This window comes from Chromobacterium sp. Panama, assembly GCF_003052555.1.
Classification (GTDB): Bacteria; Pseudomonadota; Gammaproteobacteria; order Burkholderiales; family Chromobacteriaceae; genus Chromobacterium.
Genome location: NZ_QARX01000001.1, coordinates 105,768 through 132,525, shown reverse-complemented (window position 1 = coordinate 132,525; position 26,758 = coordinate 105,768). Strand labels below are relative to the sequence as shown.

The following is a 26,758-nucleotide window of genomic DNA, read 5'->3' as shown; positions in this document are numbered from 1 at the left end:
ATCCACACCGCCGCGGCCCGGCCGCCGGTTCATTAGATAAAACGATGGAATCCACCACATGCCCAGCCTGCAACGCTTCCGCCCGGACACCGCGCCGGAAACCCTGATCGCCGCGTTAGAACAAGACGGCGGCATCGTGATAGAACAGCTGTTGACCCCGGAAAGCCTGGCCCAGTTCCGCGCCCAGCTGCAACCGTTGCTGGACCGCTCCGCCCCCTGTCAGGGCGATTTCTACGGCTACGCCACGCGCAGGATCAGCGGTCTGATCGAACGCGTGCCCGTCACCCGAGAACTCGCCGCCCATCCGCTGATCCTGCAAGTGATGGACGCCTTCCTGCTGCGCGGCTGCCGCGAATACCAGCTCAATCTGACCCAGGCCATCAGCATCGGCCCCGGCGAACCGCGCCAATTCCTGCATAGCGACGATCTGATGTTCCCCGGCACCGCGCCCGGATCTGAAAAAATGATCAACTGCATGTACGCGCTGGACGACTTCACCGAACAGAACGGCGCCACCTGCGTCGTGCCCGGCAGCCACCGCTGGCCCGAGCCGCGCGAAGCCCGTCCGGAAGAAGTCATCAGCGCCGCCATGCCCGCCGGCTCGGTGCTGATCTACCTGGGCTCGCTGACCCACTGCGGCGGCGCCAACCACAGCGACCAAGCGCGCACCGGCGTGGTCATCAGCTACAACCTGGGCTGGCTGCGCCAGGCGGAAAACCAATATCTCGCCGTTTCCCGCGAACTGGCCCGCACGCTGCCGCCGCGGCTGCAAAGGCTGCTGGGCTACTTCGTTCACGCGCCCAACCTTGGCAGCCTGGACGGCCGCGACCCGATAGAACTGCTGCGCGAGGAGCCGCCGGCGGACACGCTGTTCCGCGAATTCCTGCCGGAGGAAATTCGCCAGCCGCTGGCGGAAGCGCGCGCCGCCGCGCTGCGCGCCGACTAAACGCCGACATCCTGCCGCAACACGGCGGCGGGATGATGGACCACACCGCACGCTCTCAGACAAGGACGCATCATGACCGCCGCCGATGAACAGGACAGCTCGTTGCCAGCCGAAACGGACGCCCCGCAAGACCCCTCCCGCCGCCGCCTGTTCGAAGGCCTGGCCGCCATCGGCGCCAGTTGCGCCTTGCCCGCCGCCGCCCCCAGCAGCCACCCGCGCCGCGGCAAGCTGGACGCCCTGCTCAAGGCCAATATCAAGAACGTGGTGGTGATCTACCTGGAAAACCGTAGCTTCAACAACCTCTACGGCAACTTCCCCGGCGTGGCCCAGCCGCTGAGCGCGGTCAAGCCGGAACAGGCGCAGCAACGCGACCGCGACGGTCAGCCGCTGTCCGGCCTGCCCAAGATCTGGGGCGGCCTGGTGCCCACCGGCCAGACCGTGGCCGGCAAGCGCTATTTCATCGAAGAAAAAGACATCCACGGCCTGCCCAACGCGCCCTTCCCGCTAAAGGACGCCGAAGGCCAGCCGCTGCCGGAGGCGGTGATCACCCGCGATCTCTGTCATCTGTTCTATCACAACCAGATGCAGATCAACGACGGCCGCAACGACCAGTTCGTCGCCTGGGCCGATTCCGGCGCGCTGGTGATGGGCCACTACCCGGACACCGCGCGCACGCTCAACCAATGGCAGATCGCCCGCCGCTTCACCCTGTGCGACAACTTCTTCATGGCGGCCTTCGGCGGCTCCTACCTCAACCACCAATTCCTGATCTCCGCGCGCACCCCGGAATACTTCAACGCCGCCCAGACCCCGGCCAAGAAGAAAATCGCCGTACTGGCCGACGGGCCCACCGGCCACCAGTTGGCGCTGGACCCCAAGTCCCCGGCCTCCGCGCTGGACGGCCCGCCCAAATTCGTCAACAACGGCGCCATCACCCCGGACGGCTACGCGGTCAACACCATGGCCCCGCCCTACCAGCCCAGCTTCGTGCGGCCGGCGGAAGGCGGCGACAAGCGCTACGCCGACCCGCAAGATCCCAGCACCCTGCCGCCGCAAAGCTACCGCACCATAGGCGACCTCTTGTCCGAGAAGCACATAGACTGGGCCTGGTACGGCGGCAGCTGGCAGGCGGCGCTGGACGGCAAGGGCGGCGGCGACGCGCCCAACTTCCAGTACCACCACCAGCCCTTCAACTACTTCCGCCAGTTCGCACCCGGCAGCGCCGCCCGCGAGCGCCATCTGCTGGACGGCGGCCTGGGCGACAGCCCGATTTCCAACCGCTTCATCGCCGACGCCGTGGCCGGCAAACTGCCCGCGGTGGCCTTCTACAAGCCGCAGGGCAATCTGAACATGCACGCCGGTTATTCCGACGTGGAGTCCGGCGACCGTCATGTGGCCAATGTGTTGCAGCATTTGATGAGCGGGCCGCAGTGGAAGCATATGCTGGTGGTGATCACTCACGATGAGAACGGCGGCTGGTGGGATCATGTGGCGCCGCCGCAGGGGGACCGCTGGGGGCCGGGCTCGCGGATTCCGGCAATCATCGCCTCGCCGTTCGCCAAACGCGGGCATGTGGATCACACCTTTTACGACACCACGTCCATCATCCGTTTCATCAGCCGGCTGCATGATTTGCCGGAGCTGGAGGGGGTGAGCGCGCGCAATGCGGCCTTCCGCGTGCGCGGCTCGCAGCCGCCGGGGGATTTGACCGGGGCTTTGGCGTTTGCGTGAGGGGGTTATTGCATCCGCTTTGCGGGTGATGATTTGGGTGCCGCTTTCCGCGCTGACCAAGCGAGGCAAGCGCAGCGTTGTGAGGGCATAAGACGGGGAGGGGCGGGAAGCCGTAGGCCAGGCTTGCAGGGTGGCCTTTAGGAGTGGAGAGGATATTTGGCCAAGCAAATATCCTCTCCCTGCCCGCCGGGCAGCCCCGGCAATCAAAATCATCATCCGCGCAGCGGATTCAAAATCCAGATCACTCAACAACTAAGCCACGCTCAATCAAAGCAACCACCCCGCCTTGACCCCAAGCACTCCCTCAGGAACAATCCCCCCGTTGCCGCCCACATGCGGCACCGGGATTGGCGTCCCGTTGTGAGCTTTAGCAAACCTACGCGGCATGCTGCGTAGGTTGTTTTTCCATTGCAGCGCCATTTGGCAGGTGCGTGGGAGGAGAGTGCTATGCACTCACCGGCTTGAAAGCTCACCCGGTACGCCAATCCGCTCACGCGCCTGCCTAATACCTCAGCCTCACCCGGCAGGTGGTTTATCTTGTGTCACAGCAGGAGAAACACCATGTCTTACACCCTACCTTCCCGCCGCCGCTACAAACTAGCCGCCCGCGAACAGCAGGCAACCCTGCTCCCCTTCGTTCGCTACCTGCCTTCCCGCGACTATCCCCACTACTGGCAAATGCCCGCTGCCTCCGAGAACTACGACATCGCCTGCGCTTACGGCCGCGAATGCGCCGCCCATCTGCTTCAATGGCTGAAGGACAATCCGGACTACGTCGGCTCCGGCCTGCTCAGCCGCGTCGCCCGCGACATCGACTTCGGCGACCGCAGCCAGCGCGGCCACTGGATGGGCTTCTTCAACTACCTGGAACACATGCTGTGGTTGGGTGCGCGCCGGGTTAGGGTCTACCAACATCTCGACAGCCAACACCAGCTGCACGACGCGCAAATTCTGCGCACCTGGCTGGAGGCGCGGCACGCGCGACGCCGGCATTAAACCCGGCCGACGGATTTAGCCATCAACACAGCTGCCATCATAAAAAAAGCACCGTTTTCCAGATTAGGGAACGGTGCTTTTTGCTCGTATTGGATCAAAAACACGCTTCAGGCGGGAACGAGCTCCACCTTGATTTTCTTGCCAAGCGCCGTCGCGGCGCCTGCCAGCGTAGCCAGCGTCAAGCTGGTATCCGTGTCATCCAGCAAGCGGTTCAAGGCTGCGCGGCTGGTATGCATTTTCTTTGCCATAGCCGTCTTATTCAGCTTCTGCGCCTTCATTTCCTGCTGAATCTGCCAGGCGATCACCCGCTTCACGGCGATTGCCGTAGCTTCTTCCAGCATGCCCTCTTCGGCGAGGAAGTCATCGAAGCGGCTGCCGATATGCTCTTTGTTCATCATGTATTCCCTAGCTGTTTGAGCCGCGCAAGCGCCAGCCCCAAATCTTCCTTCGCGGTGGCCTGCGACTTCTTGATGAAACCATGCAGCAGAACCATCGCCTCCGCGACCACGGTGAACATCACTCTGGCGATACGCCCAGGCAGATGGATGCGGACCTCCCATAAATCCTTAGCCATTTTCCGCACCAAGGGCATGCCAAGCGGCCAGCCAAACTGGACCGTCTTGATGGCTGCGCCTATGACTTTTCGGTCCGGAGCCTCCAGCGCTTTCAACCAATCACGCACGGGTTCCGTACCGCTTGCCGTCTGGTAGAAACGAACATCCAGGATGGGGGCATTCATACTTGAATGGTACCAATTTTGGTACATTAGTCAAATCGAAAGCCTAGGCTGAAATACCGGCGCCACTTAGAACCTGTTTACGATCTCACGAGCTAGGGCGAGACAAGGCAAAAACGAGCGAAAAAGCGGAATGTACTCGTGGTACATGAGCATTTTGAGCTTGGTTTCAACGCTGTATCGCCGACGCGCAGCAGATCGTAAACAGGTTCTTAGCAAAGGCCATAAAAAAACACCGTTCCCCCTTATCGGGGCGAACGGTGCTTTTCTCTTTCCAACGAAACGGACTCAGCGCCAACGCTGCCCGCAACACTCAAATCACATAATCCTGACCTTCCTGCTTGGCGAACACCGACAGCTTCTTCGGCGTCACATACAGGCTGTCGCCGGGCAAAACGCCCAACTCGCGGTAACGCTCCTTGCTTACCGCCGCCTCAATGCTCCGGCCGTCGGCCTGCACCAGCTCCACCCGCACAATGGGTCCCACCGCGTGGATATGCTCCACTGTGCCCTGCGCCAGCGCGCCGTCGGCCTGGCGCGACAGGTCCAGATCATGCGGGCGCACATAGGCCACCGCCTCGTCGCCGCTGGCCAGCGTCAGCCCTTCCAATGCATGAGCGTAGCCGCCGATCTGCAGCTGACCGCGCTCGATGCGGCCGTGGAACAAATTCACATCGCCCAGGAACTGGGTGACGAAGGGCGTGGCCGGGTTTTCGTAGATATCGTCCGGGCGGCCCACTTGCTCGATGTGGCCGTGGTCCATCACCACCACCCGGTCCGACACTTCCAGCGCTTCTTCCTGATCGTGGGTGACGAACACGCTGGTGATGTGCATATCGTTGTGCAGATCGCGCAGCCAGCGGCGCAGGTCCTTGCGCACCTTGGCGTCCAGCGCGCCGAAGGGTTCGTCCAGCAGCAGCACCTTGGGCTCCACCGCCAGCGAACGCGCCAAGGCGATGCGCTGGCGCTGGCCGCCGGACAGCTGGCCGGGATAGGCGTCCGCCAGCCAGTCCAGCTGCACCATTTTCAGCAGCTGCATCACTTTGTCGCGGATCTCGTCCTTGCCGGGCCGGCTCTTGCGCGGCTTGACGCTGAGGCCGAAGGCCACGTTGTCGAACACCGTCATGTGGCGGAACAGCGCGTAATGCTGGAACACGAAGCCCACTTCGCGCTCGGCCACATGGGTGTGGGTGGCGTCGGCGCCGGAAAACAACACCTGCCCGGCGTCCGGCTGTTCCAGGCCGGCGATGATGCGCAGCAAGGTGGTCTTGCCGCAGCCGGACGGCCCCAGCAGCGCCAGCAGTTCGCCGGCTTCCACGTTGAGGCTGACATTGTCCAGCGCGACGAAGTCGCCGAACTGTTTGCGGATATTACGGATTTCTATGCTCATGCGGGCTGGTCCTTGGCTATGGCGCGGCCGGCGGCGGCCAGGCGAGCGGCCGCGCTGCGTTCCGCGGCGGCGTCGCTCTGTCGCGCCATCCGCCACTCCACCAGGCTCTTGACGCCCAGGGTGACCAGGGCGAGGAAGGCCAATAGCGAAGCGCAGGCGAAGGCGCCGACGAAGTTGTACTCGTTGTACAGGATTTCCACATGCAGCGGAATGGTATTGGTTTGGCCACGGATATGGCCGGACACCACGCTGACCGCGCCGAATTCCCCCATTGCGCGGGCATTGGTCAGGATCACGCCGTAGAGCAGGCCCCATTTGACATTGGGCAGGGTCACGCGCCAGAAGGTCTGCCAGCCGGAGGCGCCCAAGACCAGCGCCGCCTGCTCCTCGTCCGCGCCCTGGGCCTGCATCAGCGGGATCAGTTCGCGGGCCACGAAGGGGAAGGTGACGAAGACGGTGGCCAGCACGATGCCGGGCACGGCGAAGATCACTTGCAGGCCGTGCTGCTGCAGCCAGCCGCCCAGCGCGGTGTTGACGCCGAACAAGAGCACGTACATCAGGCCGGCCACCACCGGCGACACCGCGAACGGCAGGTCGATCAGCGTGGTCAGGAAGCTCTTGCCGCGGAATTCGAAACGGGCGATAGCCCAGGCCGCCGCCACGCCGAACACCAGGTTCAGCGGCACGGCGATGACGGCGGCGGTCAGCGTCAGCTTGATGGCCGCCCATGCGTCCGGCTCCACCAGCGCGGCCAGGTACAGGTCCCAGCCCTTGCGGAAGGCTTCCCAAAACACCGCCAGCAACGGCACCAGCAGGAACAGGAACAGGAAGGCCAGTGCCAGGCCGGTCAGCAGATAGCGCACCGTGCGCGATTCAGTGGTCAGGCTTTGCATGTCATTTACCCGCGCCGTGGCGGCGCGCGGCCCACCATTGGATGAGGTTGATGGCGAACAGGAACAGGAAGGAGATGGCCAGCATCACCAGCGCCACCGCCACCGCGCCGTTTTGGTCGAACTGGTCCAGCTTGGCGGCGATGATCAGCGGGGCGATCTCCGACACCATCGGGATATTGCCGGCGATGAAGATCACCGAGCCGTATTCGCCGGTGGCGCGGGCGAAGGCCATCGCGCCGCCGGTGATCAAGGCCGGCAACGCCGCCGGGAAGATCACGCGCCGGAAAATGTCCCAGCGCCCGGCGCCCAGACAGGTGGCGGCTTCTTCCAGTTCGCGCTCCAGGTCTTCCAGCACCGGCTGCACCGTGCGCACCACGAAGGGCAGGCCGATGAAGGTCAGCGCCACAATGATGCCCAGCGGGGTGAACGACACTTTCAAGCCCAGCGGCTCCAGGTATTGGCCTATCCAGCCGTTGGGCGCGTACAGCGTGGTCAGCGCGATGCCGGCCACCGCGGTGGGCAGCGCGAACGGCAGGTCCACCAACGCGTCTATCAGCCGTTTGCCGGGAAAGCGGTAGCGCACCAGCACCCAGGCCACCAGGAAGCCGAACAGCAGATTGATCAGCGCGGCGATGCCGGCGGAAACGAAGGACAGGCGGATGGCGGCGGCCACGCGCTCATGGGCCACCGCGTCGACGAAGGCCGCCCAGCCCATGCCGTGCGCCGACCACAGCAGCGCGGCGAAGGGCAGCAGCACGATCAGGCCCAGCCAGAACAGGGTGATGCCGAAGGACAGGCCGAAACCGGGCAGCACCGAGTGGCGCTTATTGATCAGATTGAAGCCGCTGGCCGCCATCACGCGCTCATTTCTTGCTGAAGATCTGGTCGAAGCTGCCGCCGTCGGCGAAGTGCTTCTGATTGACCGCGGCCCAGGAGCCGAACACGCTGGCCACGGTGAAGGTTTTCACCGCCGGGAAGCGGGCGGCGAACTGCTTGGCCACCGCCGGGTCTTGCGGCCGCAGGTAGTTGTCGGCGGCCAGTTTCTGGCCTTCCGGACTCCACAGGTATTGCAGATAGGCTTCCGCCTGCTTGCGGCTGCCCTTGCGGTCCACCACCTTGTCCACCACGGACACCGGGTTCTCGGCCAGCACGGACACGCTGGGGTAAACCAGTTCAAAGCCGCCGCGACCGAATTCGCGGGCGATCATTTCCGCCTCGTTCTCAAAGGTCACCAGCACGTCGCCAATCTGGCGCTGCATGAAGGTGGTGGTGGCGGCGCGACCGCCGCCGTCCAGCACCGGCACGTTCTTGAAGATGCGGCCTACCAGATCCTGGGCCTTGGCCTCGCTGCCGCCCGGCTGTTTCAGCGCATAGCCCCAGGCCGCCAGATAGCTGTAACGGCCGTTGCCGGAAGTCTTGGGATTGGGGATCACCACTTTCAGGCCCGGCTTGGCCAGATCGCTCCAGTCGCGCACTTGCTGCGGATTGCCCTTGCGCACCAGGAACACGATGGTGGAGGTGAACGGCACCGCGTGGTTGGGCAGGCGGCTGGCCCAGTTGGACGGCACCAGGCCCTTGCCCGCCAGCAGGTCGATATCGGTGGCCTGGTTCATGGTGATCACGTCGGCGGCCAGGCCGTTGGCCACCGCCAGCGCCTGTTTGCTGGAGCCGCCGTGCGACTGCTGCAGGGTGACGGTTTCGCCGGTCTTGGCCTTATAGGCTTTCTGAAAGGCCGGGTTGTAGTCCTTGTAGAAGTCGCGCATCACGTCGTAGGACACGTTGAGCAATGTGGCGTCGGCTAGCGCGGAGCCTGACGCGGCCAGCAACAGGGCGGCCAGGGCGAGACGGAGCTTCATGGACAGACCTTTTCTGAATGGATGATCGGCGATGTTCCCGAGATGTTCCCGACTATACCCAAGGACTGTTATATCCATAAATAATATTGTGAAATACTCTTATCCCTCAATCATCTAACAAGCCCGCCCCACCCTCTTCGCATTCCCGCACGCTCCAGCGGCGCGCGCACCGCTCTGGCCGCCCTCCCCGCTTTGGTTTACTCTCAGAGTCAATCCTCTATTCTGGCTCTCGGAAGTTTCCACGATGAACGTCAAAGACTATATGCAACAGGCGGGCAAAGCCGCCCGCAAAGCCAGCCGCGAACTGGCCCGCGCCGACACCGCGCAGAAGAACCGCGCGCTGCTGGCGATGGCGGACGCCATCCTGCGCGAGCAGGCGCAGCTGCTGGCCGCCAACGCCCTGGACATGGAGGCCGCGCGCAAGGCCGGCCTGGAGCCGGCGCTGCTGGACCGCCTGGCCTTGAACGAGAATACCGTCGCCGGCATGGCCGAAGGCCTGCGCCAAATCGCCGCGCTGCCGGACCCGGTGGGCGAGGTCAGCGAGATGGCCTACCGTCCGTCCGGCATCCAGTTGGGCAAGATGCGAGTGCCCTTGGGCGTGGTGGGCATCATTTACGAGGCCCGCCCCAACGTCACCGCCGACGCCGCCGGCCTGTGCCTGAAATCCGGCAACGCCGCGCTGCTGCGCGGCGGCTCCGAGGCCTTCCACAGCAATCAGGCCATCGCCGCCTGCGTGCACGAGGGCTTGCGCGAAGCCGGCCTGCCGGCCGAGGCGGTGCAGGTGCTGGCCACCACCGACCGCGCCGCGGTGGGCGAGATGATCACCATGCCGCAATACGTGGACGTGATCGTGCCGCGCGGCGGCAAGGGCCTGATCGCCCGCATCAGCGCCGAGGCGCGGGTGCCAGTGATCAAGCATCTGGACGGCAACTGCCATGTCTACATCGACGACACCGCCAGCCCGGACAAGGCTTTCGACATCGCGCTGAACGCCAAGACCCATCGCTACGGCACGTGCAACACCATGGAAACTCTGTTGGTGCACACCGCCTTCGCGGAATTCATCCTGCCGCGCCTGGCTGCGGCCTATTGGGAAAAAGGCGTGGAGCTGCGCGGCTGCGAACGCACCCGCGCCATCCTGGGCGACAAGGTTCGTCCAGCCGGGGAAGACGACTGGGCCAGCGAATACCTGGCGCCCATCCTGGCCGTCAAGGTGGTCAAGGATCTGGACGAGGCCATCGAACACATCAACCACTGGGGCAGCCACCACACCGACGCCATCGTGTCCGAAGACTACGGCCGCACCCGCCGCTTCCTGCGCGAGGTGGACTCCGCCAGCGTGATGGTCAACGCCTCCACCCGCTTCGCCGACGGCTTTGAATACGGGCTGGGCGCGGAAATCGGCATTTCCACCGACAAGATCCACGCGCGCGGCCCGGTGGGCCTGACCGGTCTGACCAGCCAGAAGTGGATCGTGCTGGGCGACGGCCATATCCGCTCCTGATCCCGCCGCATCGAAGGCCGCTTGCTTGAGCGGCTTTCGCTACGCCGCCGGCCTCGCTGCCGGCGGCGTTTTCATTGATAATCGCTGCTTTGCTTCCATACCGGGCGATTCCATGCTGACCCTGAACCAACAAGACTTGGCCGCGCTGTCGGCCAAAGCCGCCTGTGCGCCGCGCCTGCGCGCCAACCAGAATTTCCACGTCCAGCTGGAAGACCCGATCCAGCGCCTGGCCATCGCCATGGAGCCGGACACCTATGTCCGCCCGCACCGCCACGACCACAGCTGGGAAATGCTGATCGCGCTCAGCGGCGCCTTTGAGGTGATCGTTTTCGACGAGGCCGGCGTGGTGCAAGGCCGCCATCGCTTGGGCGCGGACGGCGCCCGCGTCTTCGAAATGCCGGCCAACACCTGGCACTCGGTGGTGTCGCTGCAACCGGGCAGCGTGGTGTTCGAAGTCAAGCACGGCCCGTATCTGCCGCTGCAGGACCAGAACCTGGCCGCCTGGTCCCCGGTCGAGGGTTCCGAGCGCGTGCCGGCGATGCTGGATTTCCTGCGCCGCGCTCAAGCCGGCCAGCGCTTCGACGGCTGAGCCCGGCGCCGGTCAAACGGCTAGCCGAATAAGCTTGCCAGCCGCCTCGCCCCTGTTTACCGTGTAGGGCATCTCTTGGGGGCGGGAGTCGGACCATGTTGTGGCATTGGTTGCTGGCAAGCTTGCATCTACTGGCTCTGGGCGCCGGCCTGGCCGCCCTCTGGAGCCGAGCCGGCCTGCTGCGCCAGCAGCAATTCCCCAATCAGACCCCGCAGCTGTTTCGCTGCCACCGCTGGTGGCTGCTGGCGCTGACGCTGTGGACCGTCAGCGGCCTGGGCCTGCTCTCGCTGGACCCCGCCCGGCTGCAACAACCGCTGTTCATGCTCAAACTGCTGACCCTGGCCCCGCTGCTGCTGCTGGAAGTCCGCGCTTCGCGCGGCCTGATGCGCTGGCAAAGCCAGCTGCGCATCCAGCGCAGTCTGGAACTGCGCGGCGCCGACTCGCTAGCCCGCAGCAGTTATTGGCAAATCTGGCTGCTGCTCGCCATCGTCGGCGAATCCGCCGCGCTGCATAGCTGAATAAACGGCGCCCAGTCCGCCGCGGCTCCGCCGTCTCAAACTCCTTAACACCTGCAACCGGCCTAACTCGAACTTGCGCACGGCACCGGGCTTCCAACCCCATATCCCGTCCCGACGCAAGAACGCCATGCCCATTCTGATCGAACACTGCAAATCCCTATTGCTTCAAACCGTGCTGGGCGTCGCCCTGAGCTGCGCGGTCATGCCTGCGCTCGCCAATCTGAGCGACCCCGTCGCCACGCTGAAGGCCAAGGCCTCGCCGCCCGCCGTGGCCAGCTGCCTGGACGAACGCATGCGCAAGCTGCGCATTCCCAGCGAATACATCGAACGCGAACGCGGCCGAGATGGCGGCGAGACCGTGCGTCTGACCAATCCGGCCACCCAGAAAGACGGGCTGGAAATCCTCATCCGCCCGGACGGCGACGCCAGCAAGCTGACGGTGAACACCCATGGCCTCAGTTACAGCAAGGCATGGCGCAAGCTGGTCACGGACTGCGCTCAGCGCGCCTGAGTCCCTCCCCCGGCCGGGCTGTGGACAGCGCCGGCCGCGGCCCCGCGGCTGTGGAAAGTGTGCGCAAACTGTGCACAAAACTGTGGATAACATTAAAAAGCCTCCGGCAGACCCCCGGTTTGATTGCGTCCGCTTGCCTTTTCCGCTTGTGCACAACTTTTGAAACCCACGGCGCGCTGTGTGTAATGTGGATGAAACGGGGACAAGTTTGTGGATAAGCGGAGCCGGCGTTTGACAGCCAGTCCCGCTGACAAAAATTCTCCAGCGGTTACACTGGACAAGAGATCTTCGTCCAGGAGCCCGCATGTCCAATTACCACGCCAAGTACGAACTGCACTACGCCGCCGGCAAGGCGCTGCGCCAAGCCTGCTCCCGCACGCTGCAAGCCGAAAACCGGCTCAGCGCGCCGCGCGACATCCTCGCCATGGTGGAGCACACCTCGCAGGGCCGGGTGCAGGGCCTGATTCCGCTGCGCTACAGCCGGATGCAGGTTTCGCCCTTCACCTTTTTCCGCGGCTTCGCCATGATCCAGGCCGCCGATCTGGCCGCCAATCCCTCCAGTGGCCTGAAGCTGCAGATCTGCGGCGACGCCCACCTGATGAACTACGGCTTCTTCGCCTCCCCTGAACGGCAGCTGATCTTCGACATCAACGACTTCGACGAAACCCACCACGGTCCGTGGGAATGGGATCTGAAACGGTTGGCGGTCAGCCTGGTGCTGGCCGCGCGCGGCCAGGGCTTCAGCGAAAGCCAGGCGCGGGACATGGTGTGCCGCGCCAGCGAGGTCTACCGCCGCCGCGTCAACGAATACGCCCGCATGGGACAACTGGAGCTGTGGTACACCAAGGTGGGCTTCGAACAATTGCTGGAGCGCGCGCCCACCGACGCCATCCGCCAGCAAATGCTCAAGCTGTCCGACAAAGCCAGACACCAGACCCAGGAAAAACTGCTGCCCAAGATGACGGAGCTGGAGGACGGCACCCTGCGGCTGCGCGACAACCCGCCGGTGATCTTCCATCTGCACGACAAGAACACCCTGCTGGACAACGACGACAGCTGGCTGTCCGCCGACGACGCCGAGGCCCTGGTCAAGCCGATGCTGGACAACTACATCGACACCTTGAAGGAAGACCGCCGTCAGTTGCTGGAGCGCTTCCGGCTGGTGGATTGCGCGTTCAAGGTGGTGGGCGTGGGCAGCGTGGGCACCCGCTGTCTGGTGATGCTGTTGCAGGACAACTTCGACCAGCCGCTGTTCCTGCAATTGAAAGAGGCGCGCCCCTCGGTGCTGGAGCCTTACACCCAGGCCTGCGTGCACGGCCATCAGGGCAAGCGGGTGGTGTTCGGCCAGCGCCTGATGCAGGCGGCCAGCGATCTGTTCCTGGGCTGGACCACCGGCCCGGCCGGTCGTCACTTCTACGTGCGCCAGTTGCGCGACATGAAGGCGGCGCCGTCGCTGGAAGCCTTCGCCACGCCGGAAGCGCTGACCGCCTACGGCCAGGCCTGCGCCTGGGCGCTGGCGCGCGCGCACTCCAAATCCGGCGGCCAAGCCGCCCAACTGGCCGGCTATGTGGGCGACAGCGACAAGCTGGACCAGGCCATCGCCGGCTACGCGCTGGCCTACGCCGACCAGGTGGAAGCCGATTACCAGGTGTTCAAGGCCGCCATCGCCAGCGGCCGGCTGCAAGTCCACGACTGAAAACCCCGTCGCAACGCCGCCGCCGGCGGCGTTCATCCTTCCGTATTAATACCAAACCCTTGATCTTGTTGCTTGTAATGTCATAAAACCATACTAGAACAGGCGATAATCCCGGCCCTGTCCTTGCCGCCGGCAAAGACAGGGCCGACAGCCCACAATCAGACATCCACCTTCGAAAAGCGAACATCATGCGGGTCAATACCAGACTGTTCATCATCATGGCGGCCAGCCTGCTGGCGCTGCTCAGCATCGCAGCCGTGGCGCTGCTCTCCACCCGCGCCACGCTGGGCCAGGAAAAGCGCGAGCAAATCACCCACCTGCTGCGCATGGCGGAAGGCACCATGAGCCACTTCCAGAAACTGGAGGAAAAAGGCCTGCCGCGCGCCGACGCTCAAAAACAAGCCATCGCCGCCCTCAACGCGCTCAAAGTGGACGACATCTACTTCTTCGGCCGCAATCCGCAAAACGTGGTGATGTTCCACCCCAACAAAGACCGGGTGGGCAAGGTGGACATGGGCAGCACGCTGCCGGACGGCCGCACCACGGTGGCGGTCTATGAAGAGGCCTTGCAGAAAGAGCATTACGGCCTGGTGACCATCCAGACCTCGCGCAAGGGCAGCAAGGGGGAGTTTCCCAAACTCAACGGCGTGGTGCGCTTCGAGCCCTGGGGCTGGATGGTGGGCACCGGCATCTTCATCGACGACATCGACCAGCTGTTCTGGAGCCAGGCGCGCACGCTGCTGATCATCGCCGCCATCGGCGTGATCACGCTGGCTGGCCTGATCCTGCTGGTCTCGCGCAGCATCATGCAGTCTCTGGGCGGCGATCCCAACTACGCGGCTCAGGTGGTCAAGGCCATCGCCGACGGCGATCTGGGCACCGACATCGTGGTGCAGGGCCCGCCGCACAGCCTGCTGGCGGCAATGCGCGAAATGCAGCTGAAACTGCGCCAGATGATCGAGGAGATTAGCCTCGCCGCCACCAATATCAACCAGGCCAGCCGTCAGCTGTCCAGCGATATGGACAAGGTGCACGACGTTTCCGGCGTGGCCAGCTCCTCCACCAGTTCCGCCGCCGCCGCCATCGAGCAGCTGTCGGTGAGCATAGACCACGTCACCGCCAGCGCCCGCGACACCGAATCCGGCTCGCGCGACACCGTGGAGCTGGCGCGCCAGGGCGAAGCGCTGGCGGCGCGGGCCGCCGAGGGCATCCGCAACATCGCCGGCCAAGTGCATAGCGCCAGCGATATGGTGGGCAAGCTGGCCGAACGCACCCGCAACATCAGCGGCATTGCCGAAACCATCCGCGACATCGCCAACCAGACCAATCTGCTGGCGCTGAACGCGGCGATCGAAGCGGCGCGCGCCGGCGAGATGGGCCGCGGCTTCGCGGTGGTGGCGGACGAAGTGCGCAAGCTGGCCGAGCGCACCGCCTCCGCCACCGACGAGATCTCCACCATTGTGCAGGCGGTGGTCAGCGAAACCGGCAGCGTGTCCAGCCAGATGGACGACATCCGCCCGGCGGTGGAAGGCGGCGTGGAGCAGGTGCAGCAGGCGGCCCAGACGCTGGACGCCATCAGCAAGCAGGCCAGCCAGGCGCTGGAGCATGTGCACAATGTGGTGGTGGCGATGGGCGAGCAGAGCCAGGCCGGCACCAATATCGCCGGCAACGTCGAGCAGGTGGCCGGCGTGGTGGAGGAAACCCAGAATTCGGTCAGCAACGCGGTGGGGGCGGTTCGCGCCATCGATCAGCAGGCGGACACCCTGCAACAGACCGTGGGCCGTTTCCGCCTCTAAGAGCCTGTTGGCGGCGATACGGCGTTGAAAACAAAGTCGAAGTACTCATGCGCCACGAGTACGTTCCGCGTTCTCGGCCGCAACGCCTTGTCTCGCCCTAGCTCGCGATCGTAAACCCCTTCCCAGCCTTCCCCAAGCCCCGCTCCGCCGGGGCTTTTTGCCGCCTTCATTCCGGGCTTGCCCTCCCGCCCCTGCCTGATGGCATAATGTGCGCAGAGCAAACGCTCCAAAAATAAAACAAAGCCACGGACAGACAGACCCAAACATGCAAACAATAATGCGCAAGCGCATCGGGAGAGATTCATGTCCCAGGCCACCATCCCGGCGGACTTGGCCGAATGGCTGATTCAACAAAATGTTCGTGACGTAGAACTGGCTTTCGCCGACGTGCACGGTTTTGCCCGCGGCAAAACCTTGCCGGCCAAGGCCTTCATCAAGGGGCAGCCGCTGCGCATCGCGCGGGCGGTGCCCATCCAAAGTTGCATCGGCGAATTCCCGGACTACCGCTACTACGGCGAGCACGATCCGGACGTCACTCTGGTTCCGGATTTCGCCACTCTGCGCCAGGTGCCGTGGGCCAAGACCCCGCGCGCCAGCGTGATCTGCGACTGCGTGGACCACGACGGCAGTCTGGCGCCGCTGGCGCCGCGCTCGGCGCTGAAAGCGGTGCTGGCGCGCTACGCGGCGCTCGGCTGGACGCCGGTGGTAGCGCCGGAGCTGGAGTTCTACATCTTCGCCGCCCACGGCGACCCGCAGCAGCCGTTTCAGCCCCCCACGCTGCGCAGCGGCCGCCGCGAAGCCGGCTTCGACTCCTTCAGCTTCTCCTCGCTCAACGATCTGGAAGCCTATTTCGACGACCTCTACCGCGCTTGCGAAATGCTGGGCATCGCCACCGATACCTTTGTCCACGAAATGGGCCCCAGCCAGTTTGAAATCAACCTCAAGCACGGCGACGCGCTGGCGCTGGCCGACCAAACCTTCCTGTTCAAGACCGCGCTGAAGGAGATAGGCAACCGCCACGGCCTCAGCGTGGTGTGCATGGCCAAGCCGCTGCCGGGCCAGCCGGGCAGTTCGATGCACTTGCACCAAAGCGTGGTGGACCAGCATGGCGACAATGTCTTCAGCCGCGCCGACGGCGAAGCCTCGGAAACCTTCTACGGCTTCATCGCCGGCCTGCAGCGTTATCTGCCGGAACTGATGCCCTTGTTCTGCCCCAGCCCCAATTCCTACCGCCGCTTCGTCAAAGGCATGGCCGCGCCGGTCAATCTGAGCTGGGGCCTGGACAACCGCTCGGTGGGGCTGCGGGTGCCGGTGTCCGGCCCGGAAGGCCGCCGCGTGGAAAACCGGCTGCCCGGCTGCGACGCCAACCCCTATCTGTCGCTGGCGGCCAGCCTGGGCGCCGGCCTGCTGGGTATAGAAGGCCGCTTGCAGCCCAGCGAGCCCGCCACCGGCAATGTGTTCAAGAGCGAACGCGCCAGCCTGCCCAATACCCTGGACGCCGCCTGCGAGGCGATGGCCGGCGGCGACGCCGCCGCGCAGCTGTTCGGCGCGGAGTTCAGCGCCGCCTATCTGGCGGTGAAGGAGGTGGAACTGACTCACTACCACAGCCAGATCACGCCATGGGAGCGTCAATACCTGGGTCTGCTGGCCTGAGAACCCATTGACCAATGCAAACAGGCCCGCTCATGCGGGCCTGTTTGCATTGTCTCGCGCCAAGCGCCTCAGTTGCGGCTCAACAGCAGCCGCCGCGCCAGCAGTTCGATCGCCTCCTCGCGGCTGACCGGCACGCTGCCGCGGTATTGCTCGGCCACGATCCACTTTTCCACCGCGGCGCGGTCGCCGCGCGCGGCCTTGAGCAACACGCCGAAGGCCGCTCCGGTGGAATGCTCAGGCGGCTCCACGCTGCGGATCTGGGTATTCAAGGCGTACACCTTGTCCTCGGCGCGCGTCCTCGTGACCTGGCGCGGCGCGCGGCGCGAGTACACAATCCACCCCAGCAAAGCCAGCAAACACGCGCCCACGATCAATAGAAAAACAAACATTTCAAATCAAACCTTTAACTGAGGATGTCATTGTAAAACACCGCCTCGCCCCGCCGTCAACGCCTTGCGCCAGGTCAAACCCGGTCCATGCCGGCTTGGCCTGGACCGCCCGCCGCGATATGCTGTCACGATAATCCTCCTGTCTCACCAGCCATAAAGGACATCGGACATGTACCAACACATCATCGCCGCGCTGGACGGCAGCAGCAATTCGGACAAGGCGCTGCTGGAAGCCATCCGCGTCGCCAAGTTCTGCAAAGCCAGCCTGACCCTGTTCCACATCGCCAGCCTGCGCGATCTGGCGGTGGAAGGCGTCGGCCTGCTCGGCACCCACGAACTGCACGATCAAGCCTTCCGCGACGGCAATCGCGTGCTGGAACAGGCGCGCAAACAGGCGGTGGAAGCCGGCGTGGAACAAGTGCAGATCCACATGGCGGAAAGCTGGGACGGCGGCGCCGACATGGCGGAACTGCTGGTGCGCTACGCGGACAGCCACAAAGCCGGCCTGGTCGTGCTCGGCACTCATGGCCGCAGCGGCATCGCCCATCTGCTGTTGGGCAGCTTCGCCCAGAACCTGCTGCGCCGCGCCAACTGTCCCGTCATGGTTCTGCGCAGCGAGCAAAGCGAGTTCGGCCAAGCGGAATAATAACCGCGACGCGCGGCCCTGGCGATGCCTTCATCATAACAAGGCGTCGCCTCGCGCCGCTCAGCGCTTGCGCGCGTAGATGAAGAACTCGCGGTTGCCGTCGCCACCGGTGATCGGACTGTCGAACCACTTCAGCAGCTCAAAGCCCTGCTCCCGCACCGCTTCGCTGATCTTGTCCCGTACGCGCGGATACAGGCTCTCGTCGCGTACGATGCCGCCCCTGGCCAAACCTTCGCGCCCCACCTCGAACTGCGGCTTCACCAGGCTGAGCAGGTGACCGCCGGGACGGATCAAGGGCAGCGCCGAGGGCAGCACCAGGGTCAGCGAAATGAAGGACACGTCGCACACCATCAGGTCGAAAGGCAAACCCTCGTTGGCCGCCAACAGGGCCGCGTGGTCCAGCGCCCTGGCGTTCACCCCTTCGAAATAACGCAGGCGCGCGTCCGTCCGCAGCCGCGGATGCAATTGATCGTGCCCCACGTCCACGCCCACCACTCGCCGCGCGCCCTGCTGCAGCAGGCAGTCGCTGAAACCGCCGGTGGACTGGCCCACGTCCAGCGCCAGCGCGTCGCGCGGGTCCAGGCCGGACGACTCCAGCGCGCCCAGCATTTTCAAGCCGCCGCGCGACACGAAACGATCGGATGGATCGGCGGCGATCTCGAAGCGGCTGCCCGGCGCGCATTTCTGGCTGGGCTTGCTCACCGGCGCGCCGTCGCAACGGACCCGCCCCGCGGCGATCAGATTCTGCGCCGCCGTGCGCGAAGCCGCCAGGCCCAGTTCCACCAGCAACACGTCCACTCGCGTCATCGCACCCTCCCCACCATCGACAAAAACCGCACAGCGTGGCAAGCGCGCCGGCCGCTGTCAAGCCAAGACCATGATCTCACCGTGCGTAGGGCCCGCCAACCGCGCTAGAATCGCTAAATGCCAATCCGGCCAGCCGTCGCCCCCGGCGTCGGCAGCCTCAAGCGGAGACATGGATGGATACACATCAACTGGAAGCGCATGAAGTGCGCGTGCTGGGCGCCCTGGTGGAAAAACAGGCGCTAACCCCGGACGCCTACCCGATGACCTTGAACGGCCTGGCCTCGGCCTGCAACCAGCTGACCAGCCGCGAACCGGTGATGCAGCTGTCCGAAGCGGACATCAGCGCGGCGCTGGACAGCCTGATCGCCAAGAAGCTGGCGAGCGAGCGGCTGCCGGCCGGCAGCCGGGTAGCCAAATACGAGCACAGGCTCAATTACGAATGGAATATCGAAGGCGCGCGGCTGGCGGCGCTGGCCCTGCTGATGTTGCGCGGACCGCAAACCTCGGCGGAAATCCGCACCCGTTCCGGCCGCATCTACGGCTTCAGCGGCGTGGAAGAAGTGGAAACCGCTCTCAACGCGCTGGCCGACAAATACCCGCCGCTGGTGCTGAAGCTGGAGCGCCAGCCCGGCGAGCGCGAAGCGCGCTGGGCCCATCTGCTCAGCGGCGAGCCGCAATCGCTGCCGGCCGCCGGCGACAACGGCTGCGGCGTGATCGAGGTGGGCATCGCCGGCCGCGTCGCCGCCTTGGAAGCCGAAGTGGCCGCCCTCAAAACCCGGCTGCTGGAGCTGGAGAATTTGCTGGCCAGTGAATAATTCACACTCGAATATTTGGCGGCTCGCCGAACTTGTTACTTAAAAAGTGGTCACTTCCCTTGTTGTCTAACTCACCCAAGAGAAGTGACCCATGAAAACTCTGCATCTGAGCGCCGCCGCCGCGCTGCTCGCCCTGACTGCGGCCGCCCACGCCGCCGATTACAGCTTTATCGCCGGCAAGGACTTCCAGCAATTCAGCCGCACCCCGCAGGGCCTGGGCCTGGGGCTTTCCATCGACTACCTGAACAGCGACCACAAGGGCAACGCCGGCGGCGCCGGCCTGGAGTTCGCGATTCCGCTGGGCCCGGTCACCCTGGCCGGCGGCGGCAAGCTGATGGGCCTGAACCCGGACAGCGGTTCCGGCACCGCCGCCTTGCTCGGCGGCCGCGCCAACATCCAGCTGGCGCCCAAGCTCAGCCTCTACGGCCAGGCCTATTACGCCGGCGACAGCATGGCCAGCGGCAGCGTCAAGAACGTCAGCGACCTGGCCGCCGGCGTGCGCTGGAACCCCATTGGACCGTTCACCGTGGAAGCCGGCTATCGCTACTTCGACATCGAGCGCAAGGACAACAACCGCAATCGTCGTCTTGCCGACGGCATGTATATCGGCGCCGGCTTCACCTTTTAAGCCCGGCCCGCCGCCACGAAAAACAGCCCCGCAATGCGGGGCTGTTGCTTGTCGCGGTTCACTCGGCCTGTCGCGCTTCGAACACCGCGTAAGTCTTGCACGCCGGCTCCAGCACCTGCCAGGTGCCAACGAAGCCCGCGGGGATCACGAAGTGACCGCCCTGCTTCAACTCCACGCTGTTCCCGGCCTCGTCGCTGACCTTCACTCGTCCTTGCAACAGCGTGCAGAACTCGTGTTCGCTGTAGCGCACTTTCCAGCAGCCCAGCCCGCCGCTCCAGATGCCGGCGTGGAACTGCCCGCTGGGATCGGAATAATGGTTGGCCACGCTTTGCCGGCATTCGCCGGCGACGCGGCGATCCTCGGCCGCCACAAACGATTCCAGCGCCACGTCGTGACGCTGGAACACAATGATATCGCTGGCCTGTTTCATCGCTCTGCTCTCCATGGCTGTTTGAAATTTTCAACACAATGCCATGAAGCAGACAGAATATTCAACTCCCTACCGATTCAATCGCCTCGCCGCCGGCCACATCGCCGCGCACAGCAGCGCCATGGCCATGGGCTGGTACAAGACATACGGCTGATAAGCCGCGCCAAGCAAACCCAGACCGCCGGCGATCAGCAGGTAGTACATCAGGCCCAATAAGGCGCCGGCCGTGCCCTGCACTTGGCGGTAATCCCTCAAGGCCCCCGCCAGCAGCGGCGGAATCGCGCAGCCGAAGGCCGCGGAAATCGCCAGCTGGCTGAGCAACAGCACGCCGACGGCCACGGTCGGCGGCAGACCCGGCCAGCCGCTGAGCAACTGAACCAGGGCCGCCGCGCCGGCGGCCATCAAGGCCAAGCGCGGCAAGCGTTCCGCGCCGCCTCGCGCCGCCAGCCGGCGATTGACCGCGCCGCCGAACAGGCCGCCGGCGGCCACCAGCAAACCGCTGAGGCCGAACAACCAGGCCGGCATGCCCAGCAATTGCAGCGTAAACGGGGCCAGCGTGTAAAAGCCGAACAACAGCAGATTGAAACCGGCCACCAGCCATACCGTGGCCAGCACCCGCGGATCTCGCGCCATCCTGGCCGCCACCGCGCCCAAGGCCGCCGGCGGCGGCAGGTCCGCCGGCCGGGTTTCGCCGGCCAGCTTCCAGGACAACAGCAGCAACAGCGCCGCCAAGCCGCACAAGGCGGCGAACACGCCCTGATGACCGAAACCGGCCACCAGCACGGCGCCCAGCGGCGGGCCCAAGGCCGGCGACAGCGACAACACCGCGCTGACGGTGGCGAACACCGTCAGCAAGGCCGGGCCTTGATAGCGGTCGCGCAACATGGTCTGCACCACCACCGAACCCGCGCTGGCGCCGAAGGCCAGCAATAGCCTGGCCAGCAGCAGCGCGGCGAAATCGCGGCTCATCACCGCCAGCACCGCGCCCGCGCCGTAACAGGCCAGGGCGGCCAGCAAGGCCGGCCGCCGTCCGTATAGATCGGCCAGCCGGCCCCAGCACACCACGCCGAAGGCGAAAGCCAGAAAGTAGACGCTCATCGTCAACTGCGCCTGACCGGCGCTGACATGGTAAGCCTGGGCGATCTCGGTCAAGGCCGGCGCGTAAATGGTTTCACTCAATTGCGGGAAACCCAGCAATACAATCAGCAGCGCCAGCGGCGCCGCCCGGATCGCGGTTTTCATTTTGTCCTCCTAAAAACAACGAACAGGGATTGTAGGAGGATGAAGGCACGCCTATTATCGATGGATAGCCACAAAACATTGATAATCGGACAAGATGCCGCGCTACCTGCCCGCCACGGCGCCGGACCCGGACCAGCTCGCCGATCCCATCGTCGGCATGGCCATAGACGCGCCGGCGCCGCATGACTCCGGCCTGCACCGCCATCGCCGCGCGCAGCTGATGTACGCGGTCAGCGGCGTGCTGCAAATCCGCATCGGCCACACCCGCTGCGTGCTGCCGCCGACAATGGCCGCCTGGATTCCCTCGGGGCTGTGGCATCAGGCCGAAACCGGCAAGCCTTTCGCCTATCGCAGCCTGTACTTCGATCCGGTCGTCTATCCCGCGCTGCCGCGGCGGCCGCAGATCATTGCCGTCAGCCCGCTGTTGCGGGAATTGATCGTGCGGGTGGCGGAATGGCCGCTGTCGCCGTTGGAGCCGGCGCAGCAGCGGCTGGTGGAGGTGTTGCTGGACGAGGCCGGCCGCGCGCCGGAGCAGGCGCTGAGCCTGCCGCTGCCGCAAGACCGGCGGCTGCTGCGCATCGCCGAGCAGCTATTGCAACAGCCCGGCGACGAGGCCACGTTGGAGCAATTGGCCGCCCAGGCCGGCGCCAGCGCCCGCACCGTCAACCGGTTGTTCCAGCAACAGACCGGGCTCAGCTTCAGCGCCTGGCGGCGGCAATTGAAAATGATGGAGGCCAGCCGACTGTTGGCCGAGGGGGAAAGCGTCAGCCGGGTGGCGGCGGAACTGGGCTATGCGCAGGACAGCGCCTTCATCGCCATGTTCCGCCGCCATGCCGGGCTCACGCCCGGCCAGCTCAAGCGTTCAGTCTGAGAACCTGTTCAAAATCTCGCGAGCAAGAGCGAGACAAGGCGAAAACGGCTGAAGAAGCGGAATGTACATAAGGTACATGAGCATTCTGAGGACGTTTTCAACGCGGTATCGCCGCAGCGCAGCAGATTATGAACAGGTTCTGAGAACCTGTTTACGTTCTGAGAATGACTCACCACCACAAATGGAAGCGCTGCTTGGGCGACAGATACATCTTGTCGCCCGGCTTGACGCCGAAGGCCTGGTAGAACGGCTCCATATTGCTGGCGGTGCCGATGGGCCGCCACAGGTCCGGCGTGTGCGGGTCCGACACCAGCTGTTTGAGCGTGGCTTCGTCGCGGCTCTTGCTGCGCCAGGATTGGGCGAAGGCGATGAAGAAACGCTGGTCGCCGCTCATGCCGTCCAGCACCGGCGCGTCCTTGCCGGCGAGCGCCAGATGATAGGCCTTGTAGGCCACTTCCAGGCCGGCATTGTCGGCGATGTTCTCGCCCAGGGTCAGCTCGCCGTTGACATGGTGGCCGGGCACCGGCTGGTAGCGGTCGTACTGCTTGACCAGCTTGCGCGTGGCCGCCTTGAAGCGCGTCTTGTCGCTGGCGGTCCACCAGTTGCGCATATTGCCGTCGCCGTCGAACTGGCTGCCCTGGTCGTCGAAACCATGGCTGATTTCGTGGCCTATGGTGGCGCCTATGCTGCCGTAGTTGACCGCCGGATCGAAGCCGGGATCGAAATACGGCGCCTGCAGGATGGCCGCCGGGAACACGATCTCGTTATTGGCCGGATTGTAATAGGCGTTCACCGTCTGCGGCGTCATGCTCCATTCCTTGCGATCCACCGGCTGGCCCAGCTTGCCGCTCATATAGCGGTAGTTGAACACTGCGATGCGCCGCACATTGCCGGCCAGATCGTCCGGCGCCAGCTGCAGGCCGCCGTAATCGCGCCACTTGTCCGGATAGCCTATCTTCAGCGTGTACTTGGACAGCTTGATATGGGCCTGGCGCTTGGTGGCGGCGCTCATCCAATCCAGGGTGTCGATGGACTGGTCGTAGGCCTGCAGCAGATTGCGCACCAGTTCGTCGGCCTGGCGCTTGGCCTCCGGCGTGAAATAACGCGCCACATAGAGTTTGCCCAGCGCTTCGCCCAGGCCGCTTTCCACCATGCCCACGCCGCGTTTCCAGCGCGGGCGGTTCTGTTTGCGACCTTCCAGGGTCTTGCCGTAGAAGTCGAAGTGGGCGTCGACGAAGGCCGGCGTCAGGCTGGGCGCGTAAGCGTCCAGCGTGCGCGCCAGCAGGTAGTTGCGCAGCGTGGACGCGGGCGCGGCCCGCAAGAGCGGCGCCAGCTTGCTCAGATAGCCGGGCTGGTCCAGATTCAACTGCTTGGCGGCGTCCAGGCCGGCGTCGGCCAGCAAGGCCGGCCAATCGTAGCCGGGCTGCCGGCGCGCCAACTCGGCCAGGCTCAGCTTGTTGTAGGTTTTCTGGATGTCGCGGTTCTCGACATTGGTCCACTGGATTTTCGCCAGCCGGGTCTCGAAAGCCAGCACGTCGCGGGCGCGGCTTTGCGGCTGGTCCAGTTCCGCCAGCGCGAACAGCCGCTCCAGATAACTCAAATAGGCCTTACGCGCGGCGGCGAAGTCGGCGGACTTGCCCAGATAGTAGTCCTGGTCCATCGCCAGACCGGATTGGCCGACGCCGGCCAGGTAGGCGGCGGAATCCTTGGGGTCCTGGCTCACATAGAAGCGGAACGGCGTATCCACCAGCTGATCCTGCAGGCGGCCCATATAGCGGACCGCCTCCGCCGCCGAGCCCAGGCCGGCCACGGCCCGCAGCGATTCGCGCAGCGGCTCCAGCCCGCGCCGAGCAATGGCATCCTCATCCATGAAGCTGCGATACAGCGCGGCGATCTGCCCCGCCTCGGCATCCGTCCCCTGCCCGGCCTGTTCGATCAACTGGCGCAGCCGTTCCAGATTGCGGTCCGCCAAGGCCTCCGCCACGCCCGCCGAGGAACGCTCGGCTGGAATCACCGTGCGCTGGATCCAGCGGCCATTGGCGTGCAGCGACAGATTGTCCTGTACTCTCACCGCCGGATCAATGCCGTTCAAATCAATGCCGTAACGGCCGTAATCCAGGCCGCCGTCCGCCCAGGCGCCGGCCGCGCACAGCAAGGCCGCCAAGGGCAGCAGTCTGCTCATCTTCATGTTTTCCCCTTTGTTTTTGTCTTAGAACGTGTTTACGCGCTCGCGAGCTAAGGCGAGACAAGGCGAAAACGGCTGAGAAAGCGGAATGTACACGTGGTACATGAGCATTTTGAGCTTGTCCTCACCGTGCAACGCTTCACGACGCGCAGCAGATCGTAAACAGGTTCTTACTGCGGCGCGGCGGACCCAGCCGGCCTATCCACTGTAAAACTCGGCCCTCAGTCTTTCCGCGTAGGCCGCCAGATTGGGCCGCGCCGCCACCAGCGCCCGCGACGGGGTTTCCCCCATCGCGTCGGTCAAGGCGCCGCTGACGAAGGCGTAAACGCTGGCGTCTATCCAGGTGGCGGTCTCACCCATGAAATAGGGCTTATCGCCCAGCAGAGCCGACAGCGCCGCCACGTCCGCCTCCAGCAGCCGCAAGCGCTCCGCCGCGCTGAAACGGCCCATGCCCTGCCCCCATAGATTGGCGCGCACCTTGCGCCGCACCAGCGTCGTCACCAAGCCGCGCAGCAAGGCCGGCACGCCTTTGAAAAACACGCTGGGCCCGCGCGCGAAGTGTTCGTCCACCATCCAGCGTTCATGCACGATGCCCCAGTAGAAATGATCGCCCAGCATGCAGTCCACGCTCCAGGCCAGCGCCTTCTGCGCCTCGCTGAGACCGGCATCCAGCGTGAGGCCGTGCTTGTCCGCCAGATGCAGGCGGATCAGCGTGGAGTCCGCCACGATCTGGCCGTCGTCGTCGATATAAGGCAGCTTGCCCTTGGGCGCCTTGCGCATATCGCCGCGCACGCGGCGGTAGGGCAGGCCCGACAGCTTCAGCAGCAGGTCCGCCTTCATCACGAAGGGGCTGGGGTCCACCAAGCCCATGGCCGGGCCGAACTGATACAGAGTGATCATCAAGCGCCTCCCGCGGCAGACATGACATTGAACTGAAGCAGACTAGCACGCCGCCGGGAAGGCGCGCGAGAGGGCAGGCGCGAAAAGGGCAAGGACGCCTAATCCGCCGCGCAAACCCGCAGCCAGTCCATCACCGCCCGCACCCGCGGCGACGGCGCTTGCGGCGCGCGCACCAGGTAATAAGCCTGCGGCCCCAGCGGTTGAAACGGCCCCAGCGGCAGCATCAGTTCGCCGCGTTCCAGCTGCCGCTGCACCAAACGACGCCGACCCAGCGCCACGCCGGCGTGATGCGCGGCCGCCTGCGCGCATAGGTCGGAACGGTCGAAGCTGATGCCCCGCGGCGGCAAGGCCACGTTCTGCCGCCGCGCCCACTCCCGCCATTCGGCGTCGTGAGCCGCCCGTTCCCAGGCCTGGGCGTCGTGCAGCAGCAGGCATGCGGCCAGGGCCGCCGGATTGTCGCGCAGGCCGTGCTGCTCCGCGTACTCCGGGCTGCACACCGGCGCCACCTGCTCGTCCATCAGACGCTGCGCGTCCAGGCCGGGAAACTCGCCGGCCGAGTAATACAGCGCCAGGTCTATATTCCAGGCGCGGAAGTCCACCATCTCGTTGCCGCTGCGGATGTCCAGCGCAATGCGCGGATAGCGCGCGGCGAAATCCGCCAGCCGCGGCGCCAGCCAGCATTGCGCCAGCGAGGGCCGCGCGTACAGGGCCACCGCGCCGGCCGGCTCGGCGTCTTCCTGCGGATTCAGAGCCGCCTCCAGCCGCGTCTGGCCGGCCAGCCAGGCCTGATAGATGCGTTCTCCGTCCTCGCTCAGCCTCAGGCTGCGGGTCAGCCGCAGGAACAGGCGGGTGCCCAGCGCCCGTTCCAGCCGGGCGATGCGATGGCTGACCGCGCTGGCGCTCAGGCACAGTTCCTCGGCGGCGCGGGCGAAGCTCAGATGCCGAGCCGCCGCCGCGAAGGTGTGCAGATTGGACCATTGCGCGCCGTCCAGCCGGACGCCGGCGCGCGGGGGAAGATTCAGCATATCGC

27 protein-coding genes are annotated in these 26,758 nt (G+C 65.0%); 14 read left to right on the top strand and 13 right to left on the bottom strand.

Features of this window, described 5'->3' with window-relative positions; all coding sequences use genetic code 11:
- The first annotated feature begins 58 nt into the window (after nucleotides 1-58).
- The 3 genes from DB032_RS00635 (at nucleotide 59) to DB032_RS00625 (ending at nucleotide 3,673) form a co-directional block, all read left to right on the top strand.
- Nucleotides 59-946: a phytanoyl-CoA dioxygenase family protein gene (locus tag DB032_RS00635; RefSeq protein WP_107797852.1), complete on the top strand. Its 888-nt coding sequence runs from the start codon at nucleotides 59-61 to the stop codon at nucleotides 944-946.
- Between the two features lie 72 nt (nucleotides 947-1,018).
- Nucleotides 1,019-2,677 carry an acid phosphatase gene (locus DB032_RS00630; RefSeq protein WP_107797851.1) on the top strand — a complete coding sequence of 553 codons (1,659 nt, stop codon included), beginning with the start codon at nucleotides 1,019-1,021 and terminating at the stop codon, nucleotides 2,675-2,677.
- A gap of 561 nt (nucleotides 2,678-3,238) precedes the next feature.
- Nucleotides 3,239-3,673 carry a hypothetical protein gene (locus tag DB032_RS00625; RefSeq protein ID WP_107797850.1) on the top strand — a complete coding sequence of 145 codons (435 nt, stop codon included), beginning with the start codon at nucleotides 3,239-3,241 and terminating at the stop codon, nucleotides 3,671-3,673.
- 107 nt (nucleotides 3,674-3,780) lie between these two features.
- Here the strand turns inward: DB032_RS00625 and DB032_RS00620 are convergent, their stop codons facing one another.
- From DB032_RS00620 to DB032_RS00595, 6 genes are all read right to left on the bottom strand, one after another.
- The gene (locus tag DB032_RS00620) at nucleotides 3,781-4,068 is read right to left on the bottom strand and encodes an XRE family transcriptional regulator (protein WP_081546910.1); all 288 of its coding nucleotides are present in this window, start codon (nucleotides 4,066-4,068) and stop codon (nucleotides 3,781-3,783) included.
- Nucleotides 4,068-4,412, bottom strand: coding sequence for a type II toxin-antitoxin system RelE/ParE family toxin (locus tag DB032_RS00615; RefSeq protein ID WP_107797849.1), 345 nt, complete (start codon nucleotides 4,410-4,412; stop codon nucleotides 4,068-4,070). Before DB032_RS00615 ends, DB032_RS00620 begins: the two co-directional genes overlap by 1 nt.
- Before the next feature lie 310 nt (nucleotides 4,413-4,722).
- Nucleotides 4,723-5,799: a sulfate/molybdate ABC transporter ATP-binding protein gene (locus tag DB032_RS00610; protein ID WP_107797848.1), complete on the bottom strand. Its 1,077-nt coding sequence runs from the start codon at nucleotides 5,797-5,799 to the stop codon at nucleotides 4,723-4,725.
- A complete protein-coding gene (cysW, locus tag DB032_RS00605; RefSeq protein ID WP_048408326.1) occupies nucleotides 5,796-6,692 on the bottom strand; it encodes a sulfate ABC transporter permease subunit CysW in 897 nt (298 codons plus the stop codon). Before cysW ends, DB032_RS00610 begins: the two co-directional genes overlap by 4 nt.
- Nucleotide 6,693: 1 nt before the next feature.
- Entirely contained in the window at nucleotides 6,694-7,548 is an 855-nt protein-coding gene (gene cysT, locus DB032_RS00600) for a sulfate ABC transporter permease subunit CysT (RefSeq protein WP_048408327.1), read from the bottom strand.
- Nucleotides 7,549-7,555: 7 nt separating this feature from the next.
- Complete coding sequence (locus DB032_RS00595; protein WP_107797847.1) at nucleotides 7,556-8,548, bottom strand: sulfate ABC transporter substrate-binding protein; 993 nt, start codon at nucleotides 8,546-8,548, stop codon at nucleotides 7,556-7,558.
- A 244-nt stretch (nucleotides 8,549-8,792) separates the two neighbouring features.
- On the opposite strand from DB032_RS00595, the gene DB032_RS00590 reads away from it, so the two are divergent.
- From DB032_RS00590 to DB032_RS00560, 7 genes are all read left to right on the top strand, one after another.
- Complete coding sequence (locus DB032_RS00590; protein ID WP_107797846.1) at nucleotides 8,793-10,052, top strand: glutamate-5-semialdehyde dehydrogenase; 1,260 nt, start codon at nucleotides 8,793-8,795, stop codon at nucleotides 10,050-10,052.
- Between the two features lie 112 nt (nucleotides 10,053-10,164).
- Nucleotides 10,165-10,641 (top strand): WbuC family cupin fold metalloprotein, encoded by a 477-nt coding sequence (locus DB032_RS00585; RefSeq protein ID WP_107797845.1) that lies wholly within the window; start codon nucleotides 10,165-10,167, stop codon nucleotides 10,639-10,641.
- A gap of 95 nt (nucleotides 10,642-10,736) precedes the next feature.
- Nucleotides 10,737-11,159, top strand: coding sequence for a DUF2214 family protein (locus DB032_RS00580; RefSeq protein ID WP_107797844.1), 423 nt, complete (start codon nucleotides 10,737-10,739; stop codon nucleotides 11,157-11,159).
- A 127-nt stretch (nucleotides 11,160-11,286) separates the two neighbouring features.
- Nucleotides 11,287-11,670 carry a hypothetical protein gene (locus tag DB032_RS00575; protein ID WP_107797843.1) on the top strand — a complete coding sequence of 128 codons (384 nt, stop codon included), beginning with the start codon at nucleotides 11,287-11,289 and terminating at the stop codon, nucleotides 11,668-11,670.
- 304 nt (nucleotides 11,671-11,974) lie between these two features.
- Nucleotides 11,975-13,366, top strand: coding sequence for a DUF2252 domain-containing protein (locus DB032_RS00570; protein ID WP_107797842.1), 1,392 nt, complete (start codon nucleotides 11,975-11,977; stop codon nucleotides 13,364-13,366).
- A 188-nt stretch (nucleotides 13,367-13,554) separates the two neighbouring features.
- Nucleotides 13,555-15,162 carry a methyl-accepting chemotaxis protein gene (locus DB032_RS00565; protein ID WP_107797841.1) on the top strand — a complete coding sequence of 536 codons (1,608 nt, stop codon included), beginning with the start codon at nucleotides 13,555-13,557 and terminating at the stop codon, nucleotides 15,160-15,162.
- Nucleotides 15,163-15,465: 303 nt separating this feature from the next.
- Nucleotides 15,466-16,815: a glutamine synthetase family protein gene (locus DB032_RS00560; protein ID WP_107797840.1), complete on the top strand. Its 1,350-nt coding sequence runs from the start codon at nucleotides 15,466-15,468 to the stop codon at nucleotides 16,813-16,815.
- A 68-nt stretch (nucleotides 16,816-16,883) separates the two neighbouring features.
- On the opposite strand, the gene DB032_RS00555 is transcribed toward DB032_RS00560, so the two are convergent.
- Nucleotides 16,884-17,204: a hypothetical protein gene (locus DB032_RS00555; protein ID WP_146176546.1), complete on the bottom strand. Its 321-nt coding sequence runs from the start codon at nucleotides 17,202-17,204 to the stop codon at nucleotides 16,884-16,886.
- Nucleotides 17,205-17,373: 169 nt separating this feature from the next.
- Between DB032_RS00555 and DB032_RS00550 the strand changes: the two genes are divergently transcribed.
- The gene (locus DB032_RS00550) at nucleotides 17,374-17,850 is read left to right on the top strand and encodes a universal stress protein (protein WP_107797838.1); all 477 of its coding nucleotides are present in this window, start codon (nucleotides 17,374-17,376) and stop codon (nucleotides 17,848-17,850) included.
- A gap of 60 nt (nucleotides 17,851-17,910) precedes the next feature.
- Here the strand turns inward: DB032_RS00550 and DB032_RS00545 are convergent, their stop codons facing one another.
- Nucleotides 17,911-18,657, bottom strand: coding sequence for a TlyA family RNA methyltransferase (locus tag DB032_RS00545; protein ID WP_107797837.1), 747 nt, complete (start codon nucleotides 18,655-18,657; stop codon nucleotides 17,911-17,913).
- A gap of 173 nt (nucleotides 18,658-18,830) precedes the next feature.
- Here DB032_RS00545 and DB032_RS00540 point away from each other — a divergent pair, with 173 nt between their 5' ends.
- Both DB032_RS00540 and DB032_RS00535 read left to right on the top strand, forming a co-directional pair.
- Entirely contained in the window at nucleotides 18,831-19,472 is a 642-nt protein-coding gene (locus DB032_RS00540; protein WP_107797836.1) for a YceH family protein, read from the top strand.
- Nucleotides 19,473-19,563: 91 nt separating this feature from the next.
- Nucleotides 19,564-20,100, top strand: a complete 537-nt coding sequence (locus tag DB032_RS00535; protein ID WP_107797835.1) for a YfaZ family outer membrane protein — start codon at nucleotides 19,564-19,566, stop codon at nucleotides 20,098-20,100.
- Nucleotides 20,101-20,158: 58 nt separating this feature from the next.
- Here DB032_RS00535 and DB032_RS00530 read toward each other — a convergent pair whose 3' ends face one another.
- Complete coding sequence (locus DB032_RS00530) at nucleotides 20,159-20,530, bottom strand: cupin domain-containing protein (RefSeq protein WP_107797834.1); 372 nt, start codon at nucleotides 20,528-20,530, stop codon at nucleotides 20,159-20,161.
- A gap of 69 nt (nucleotides 20,531-20,599) precedes the next feature.
- Nucleotides 20,600-21,772 (bottom strand): MFS transporter, encoded by a 1,173-nt coding sequence (locus DB032_RS00525; protein ID WP_107797833.1) that lies wholly within the window; start codon nucleotides 21,770-21,772, stop codon nucleotides 20,600-20,602.
- Nucleotides 21,773-21,866: 94 nt separating this feature from the next.
- Between DB032_RS00525 and DB032_RS00520 the strand changes: the two genes are divergently transcribed.
- Nucleotides 21,867-22,643 (top strand): helix-turn-helix domain-containing protein, encoded by a 777-nt coding sequence (locus DB032_RS00520; RefSeq protein WP_107797832.1) that lies wholly within the window; start codon nucleotides 21,867-21,869, stop codon nucleotides 22,641-22,643.
- Between the two features lie 169 nt (nucleotides 22,644-22,812).
- Here DB032_RS00520 and DB032_RS00515 read toward each other — a convergent pair whose 3' ends face one another.
- The 3 genes from DB032_RS00515 to dsdC form a co-directional block, all read right to left on the bottom strand.
- Nucleotides 22,813-24,831 (bottom strand): M13 family metallopeptidase, encoded by a 2,019-nt coding sequence (locus DB032_RS00515; RefSeq protein ID WP_107797831.1) that lies wholly within the window; start codon nucleotides 24,829-24,831, stop codon nucleotides 22,813-22,815.
- 195 nt (nucleotides 24,832-25,026) lie between these two features.
- Nucleotides 25,027-25,728, bottom strand: coding sequence for a glutathione S-transferase family protein (locus DB032_RS00510; protein ID WP_107797830.1), 702 nt, complete (start codon nucleotides 25,726-25,728; stop codon nucleotides 25,027-25,029).
- A gap of 98 nt (nucleotides 25,729-25,826) precedes the next feature.
- Nucleotides 25,827-26,753, bottom strand: a complete 927-nt coding sequence (dsdC, locus tag DB032_RS00505; protein WP_107797829.1) for a DNA-binding transcriptional regulator DsdC — start codon at nucleotides 26,751-26,753, stop codon at nucleotides 25,827-25,829.
- Between the last annotated feature and the right edge of the window lie 5 nt (nucleotides 26,754-26,758).

What these genes read in the sequence shown, in the direction of transcription:
- DB032_RS00635 (WP_107797852.1), top strand. Translation starts at nt 59, where the DNA reads ATGCCCAGCCTGCAACGCTTCCGCCCGGACACCGCGCCGGAAACCCTG.
- DB032_RS00580 (WP_107797844.1), top strand. Translation starts at nt 10,737, where the DNA reads ATGTTGTGGCATTGGTTGCTGGCAAGCTTGCATCTACTGGCTCTGGGC.
- DB032_RS00620 (WP_081546910.1), bottom strand. Translation starts at nt 4,068, where the DNA reads ATGAACAAAGAGCATATCGGCAGCCGCTTCGATGACTTCCTCGCCGAA.
- DB032_RS00510 (WP_107797830.1), bottom strand. Translation starts at nt 25,728, where the DNA reads ATGATCACTCTGTATCAGTTCGGCCCGGCCATGGGCTTGGTGGACCCC.
- DB032_RS00525 (WP_107797833.1), bottom strand. Translation starts at nt 21,772, where the DNA reads ATGAAAACCGCGATCCGGGCGGCGCCGCTGGCGCTGCTGATTGTATTG.
- DB032_RS00545 (WP_107797837.1), bottom strand. Translation starts at nt 18,657, where the DNA reads ATGACGCGAGTGGACGTGTTGCTGGTGGAACTGGGCCTGGCGGCTTCG.
- DB032_RS00610 (WP_107797848.1), bottom strand. Translation starts at nt 5,799, where the DNA reads ATGAGCATAGAAATCCGTAATATCCGCAAACAGTTCGGCGACTTCGTC.
- DB032_RS00590 (WP_107797846.1), top strand. Translation starts at nt 8,793, where the DNA reads ATGAACGTCAAAGACTATATGCAACAGGCGGGCAAAGCCGCCCGCAAA.
- dsdC (WP_107797829.1), bottom strand. Translation starts at nt 26,753, where the DNA reads ATGCTGAATCTTCCCCCGCGCGCCGGCGTCCGGCTGGACGGCGCGCAA.
- DB032_RS00585 (WP_107797845.1), top strand. Translation starts at nt 10,165, where the DNA reads ATGCTGACCCTGAACCAACAAGACTTGGCCGCGCTGTCGGCCAAAGCC.
- DB032_RS00615 (WP_107797849.1), bottom strand. Translation starts at nt 4,412, where the DNA reads ATGAATGCCCCCATCCTGGATGTTCGTTTCTACCAGACGGCAAGCGGT.
- DB032_RS00550 (WP_107797838.1), top strand. Translation starts at nt 17,374, where the DNA reads ATGTACCAACACATCATCGCCGCGCTGGACGGCAGCAGCAATTCGGAC.
- DB032_RS00575 (WP_107797843.1), top strand. Translation starts at nt 11,287, where the DNA reads ATGCCCATTCTGATCGAACACTGCAAATCCCTATTGCTTCAAACCGTG.
- DB032_RS00530 (WP_107797834.1), bottom strand. Translation starts at nt 20,530, where the DNA reads ATGAAACAGGCCAGCGATATCATTGTGTTCCAGCGTCACGACGTGGCG.
- DB032_RS00515 (WP_107797831.1), bottom strand. Translation starts at nt 24,831, where the DNA reads ATGAAGATGAGCAGACTGCTGCCCTTGGCGGCCTTGCTGTGCGCGGCC.
- DB032_RS00560 (WP_107797840.1), top strand. Translation starts at nt 15,466, where the DNA reads ATGTCCCAGGCCACCATCCCGGCGGACTTGGCCGAATGGCTGATTCAA.
- DB032_RS00535 (WP_107797835.1), top strand. Translation starts at nt 19,564, where the DNA reads ATGAAAACTCTGCATCTGAGCGCCGCCGCCGCGCTGCTCGCCCTGACT.
- DB032_RS00540 (WP_107797836.1), top strand. Translation starts at nt 18,831, where the DNA reads ATGGATACACATCAACTGGAAGCGCATGAAGTGCGCGTGCTGGGCGCC.
- cysW (WP_048408326.1), bottom strand. Translation starts at nt 6,692, where the DNA reads ATGCAAAGCCTGACCACTGAATCGCGCACGGTGCGCTATCTGCTGACC.
- DB032_RS00595 (WP_107797847.1), bottom strand. Translation starts at nt 8,548, where the DNA reads ATGAAGCTCCGTCTCGCCCTGGCCGCCCTGTTGCTGGCCGCGTCAGGC.
- DB032_RS00555 (WP_146176546.1), bottom strand. Translation starts at nt 17,204, where the DNA reads ATGTTTGTTTTTCTATTGATCGTGGGCGCGTGTTTGCTGGCTTTGCTG.
- DB032_RS00625 (WP_107797850.1), top strand. Translation starts at nt 3,239, where the DNA reads ATGTCTTACACCCTACCTTCCCGCCGCCGCTACAAACTAGCCGCCCGC.
- DB032_RS00570 (WP_107797842.1), top strand. Translation starts at nt 11,975, where the DNA reads ATGTCCAATTACCACGCCAAGTACGAACTGCACTACGCCGCCGGCAAG.
- DB032_RS00520 (WP_107797832.1), top strand. Translation starts at nt 21,867, where the DNA reads ATGCCGCGCTACCTGCCCGCCACGGCGCCGGACCCGGACCAGCTCGCC.
- DB032_RS00565 (WP_107797841.1), top strand. Translation starts at nt 13,555, where the DNA reads ATGCGGGTCAATACCAGACTGTTCATCATCATGGCGGCCAGCCTGCTG.
- cysT (WP_048408327.1), bottom strand. Translation starts at nt 7,548, where the DNA reads ATGGCGGCCAGCGGCTTCAATCTGATCAATAAGCGCCACTCGGTGCTG.
- DB032_RS00630 (WP_107797851.1), top strand. Translation starts at nt 1,019, where the DNA reads ATGACCGCCGCCGATGAACAGGACAGCTCGTTGCCAGCCGAAACGGAC.